This is a genomic window from Paenibacillus nuruki, assembly GCF_001721045.1.
GTDB lineage: Bacteria > Bacillota > Bacilli > Paenibacillales > Paenibacillaceae > Saccharibacillus > Saccharibacillus nuruki.
The window spans coordinates 1-3,895 of record NZ_MDER01000007.1; the positions used below are offsets into that span (position 1 = coordinate 1).

Sequence of the window (3,895 nt, forward strand, 5' to 3'; positions counted from 1 at the left end):
TTTCTATTTTTATCATTTGTAATAATTTTGAGACGAGGATCTTTGATTTGAACGTCATCATTTACATATTCAATTATTATTTGATGTCCCATACTATAACTATTTTTAAATTGATCTAATGATCCATCATAAACAATCTCTCCTCCATGAATAGTTATGATTCGATTACAAATTTGTTCAATATCATCCATATCATGAGTTGTTAAAATAACAGTTAAGTCTTTCTCCTTATTAATCTCTTTAATAAATTTTCTTATCTTTTGCTTTACTACTACATCAAGCCCAATTGTAGGTTCATCCAAATAAAGGATTTCAGGATTATGTAATAGTGCCACAACAAGTTCAGCACGCATTCTTTGTCCTAAACTTAATTGTCTTACTGGAGTTCTTAAAAAAGGACTCATCTCAAGTAAATCAACATAAAATTCTACATTATATATAAAATCATTTTCAGGAATTTTATATATTTTTTTATACAAATCGAATGTTTCTTCCATAGGAAGGTTCCAATATAATTGTGATCGTTGTCCAAACACTACTCCAATTTTTTTTGCATTTTCTTTTCGATTCTCATAAGGTACTAACCCATCAATTAGAACAGATCCAGAAGAGGGAACTAATATGCCTGATAACATTTTGATTGTAGTAGATTTACCTGCACCATTGGCACCAATGTAACCAACAATTTCGCCTTTTTTTATACTGAAAGATATGTTATCAACTGCTTTTTTTATATGATAATTATTCGTGAAAAGAGATTTAACAGAATTAAATAAACCTTTTTCTCTCTCTGAAATTTTAAATTGTTTATATACATTTTTCACTTCAATAATATTTTCCATACTGTCTCCTATTCTAAGATCCTGTACTTTTATAATTGTTTATTCCAATACGCCATAGAATATAAGCTAATATAAAAAGTACTACTCCAACTAAAGGCGATAAGAATTGAAACACAGGACTAAAGAATGTAAAATCATTTTTTTGAATAAAATATTGTACTGGAAAGAAATTGATAAAAGCATATGGGATTACAAAAGTTAGCAGTATTTGAATTATCCCAGGGTAAATAGAGATTGGATATCTAATAAAGTTTTTTGCTTGAAAGAACAATACATCTTTAAGCATACTATTCTCAACAACCCAAAATGATGGAATAGATATTAATATCAGTGCAGCACCTTGTATTAATGAACCGCTTAAAATAACAATTATAAAAAATAAAGTTTGGAAAAAGTTTAAAGATACATTCAAATTAGCAAGCGCTATAAACATAGCCACAAGGGATAATATTAAATGACTTAAATAACCCGAGTTAAACTCTCTACATATTAAGTAAAGAAAGTTATTTAAAGGCTTCGTCAAAATCTCATCAAAAGTTCCATCCTTTATCATTTGAGATAATCTAAAACTTGGGCTAGCTAAAAAAAAACTAGCTAACGCGTAAGAACACAAATTCATTGCATAAAGTAAAAGTACTTCATAAGAATACCAACCATTAATTTCATTAAACCTATCAATAACAATCCACAATAAGAAAAATTCTGCCCCATAAGAAGCTAATTGTGCTATTAAACCTAGAGTAAAAGCCTTTTTAAACTGAAAAATTCCTACTATTTGAATTTTAATAAATTCAAAATACAAAGATACATACTGCATTGTCTATCCTCCATGAACTACAAGCTTATTTTGTGCTTTGCTCCAAATGAATCGTTCAATGCAATACAAGATTACAATCCATAACAACTGTAGTAATAATAAATTTAAAATTTGTAATTCATTATATCTACCAAGAAAGATTGATATTGGCTCAAAAAAAACAAATCTGAAAGGTAAATAAGCACAAATATCAGCAAGCCAATCAGGGTAAAACCAAATAGGAATAATTGATCCAGAAAAAAGATCAAAAATAGCACCAACAATAAAGGGAATATACCAGGAAGTTTCTAACCAGAATGCAAAAAGTCCAATAATATATTTAATTAAGAAAGCTATAATAACAGCAAATACTATACTTAAAAAGAACATTAAAAAATTTACTAATGTAATATCAAACTGAAGATTATACATAAATAAAAAAAATATAAAAGAAGGAAGAAATATAAATGTTAGTTGAAAGATGTTAGTACCTGCATCTTGAGCAAATAAGCAATTCCTATAATTTATTGGTTTTATTAGATCAGTAACTATTGTTCCCTTGTCTATTGCATCTCCAATTTTGTTTCCACTTTCTGATTTAGTTATGTTAAATATAAAGAAAGAAATAAAGACATAATTAATCATTTGCTGTAAATTAGAATTGTTATTAAGGTTATCGTACAAGGCTTCCCAAACACTTATTTGGATATAAATCATAATAAAGCCCGCAATAATAGACGTATACAAATTAAATTTATATATATATTTTTCTAAAAATGATATCTTGATGAATTTAAAGTATAGATCCAAAACTATCACTCATTTCTTGAAATAATTATTGGAAAAATACAATTTAGCTCATTTTCTTTTTCATGTTTCTCAATATAAATGCTTATTCCCAGTTTGTTATCTGCAAGTAAATATTTATAAAGTTCTGCTTGAGTTAAAACAAATTCTATTGATAACGTATTTCCATCTAGATTGTGTGAAATTTTTCCGTATTTTTTAGGTGCACCGAATGTTTTTTGTCTTGATTCTGATCCGAAAAATGTAAGTTTACTATCACTTTCTCCTAAGTTGATGCTAATGATATCGTTCTCATGAATATAATGAATATCATAAATAAATAAAGTTAGTTTCAATGTTTCAAGCCACTTAACTTCAATAGATATTGATTTGTAATGATTTTTCTTTGATGCGTAATGTCCTTGTAATACATTTCCTTCATTTAAAAAATCAATTATTAAAATATCAGAATCATTAATTTCATGTGTTTTAGCACCCATTGATTTTAAAACGCTTTCAAAATCAATGTTAAATATTGCATCAACTAAGTTCTCCTGAATAAACCATTCATTAAAATTCCAGAATAATATTTGCGGATAATATTTTAATTTGGGCGGACTTTTTAATAAATTCACTTGATATATTTCAACTAAAAGTGAGTTGATGAATTCTATGGAGTGTTCTGCATCAAACTTTTTAGCTAGATGTAAAAACTCTTCAGAATCATAATCTTCCTCTTGCAGTAGAAGATATACTTCAACAAGATTTATTAATTTAAAATAAGGCAATTGGTCTATTCTTGATATGTAATCTCTAAATATGGAAGCACATAAAATAACCAATGATAAGTTGACATTAGGAATTAAAATCTTATCAGATAAATTTATTGAATGTTCAATTATATCTTCATATGTTATCTTACCTTTGAAAATAGCTCCTTCTGTTGTCATTATTTTATTTAAATTAATATTATTATTTATATCATGTGGATATGAAGCAACTGGTACAAACTTATGTAAATCTATATTGATATCATCTCTTTGAAGTTCAGATAACTCATGTCCTGTTTCAGTTTTCTTTTCAATAAATCCCTGATTTAATAGTAAACTTTTAAGTTCATAAGGATTTTTAGATAAAAGATCAATATCTGCCATTCCTCTAAGCAAAATTCTTCCTTTTGTGAGTTGATGATTACTAAATCCTTTAACTACAACAATTGGTTCATTTAAATTCTTCTCTAATTTTTTCAAGAAAGACATTGATGTTTTATAACGATTAGTAATTTCTTGTAGTTGATTTTCTAACTCTACAATTTGCTTGTTCATTATTTGTTTGAAATATGGTTGAAGCTTATGTTTACTCACTATTTTCATTAAATATTCTTGATTCTTTTCCTTTGCTAAATCAAATAGTCTGTTTAATAAAATATTTTCTCTCATAACTACCTCCGTTCAATCCTAAAAAAATTCAG

The 3,895-nt window shown here is 26.8% G+C and carries 4 protein-coding genes; all 4 read right to left on the reverse strand.

Features of this window, described 5'->3' with window-relative positions; all coding sequences use genetic code 11:
- Positions 1 to 842 (reverse strand): ABC transporter ATP-binding protein (locus PTI45_RS01135; protein WP_069325716.1); only part of this gene is annotated, 842 nt, incomplete at its 3' end.
- 13 nt (positions 843 to 855) lie between these two features.
- Entirely contained in the window at positions 856 to 1,659 is an 804-nt protein-coding gene (locus tag PTI45_RS01140; RefSeq protein ID WP_069325717.1) for an ABC transporter permease, read from the reverse strand.
- Positions 1,660 to 1,662: 3 nt separating this feature from the next.
- Positions 1,663 to 2,355: an ABC transporter permease gene (locus PTI45_RS01145; protein WP_139129194.1), complete on the reverse strand. Its 693-nt coding sequence runs from the start codon at positions 2,353 to 2,355 to the stop codon at positions 1,663 to 1,665.
- Positions 2,356 to 2,453: 98 nt separating this feature from the next.
- Positions 2,454 to 3,863, reverse strand: a complete 1,410-nt coding sequence (locus PTI45_RS01150) for a nucleotidyltransferase family protein (RefSeq protein WP_069325719.1) — start codon at positions 3,861 to 3,863, stop codon at positions 2,454 to 2,456.
- Between the last annotated feature and the right edge of the window lie 32 nt (positions 3,864 to 3,895).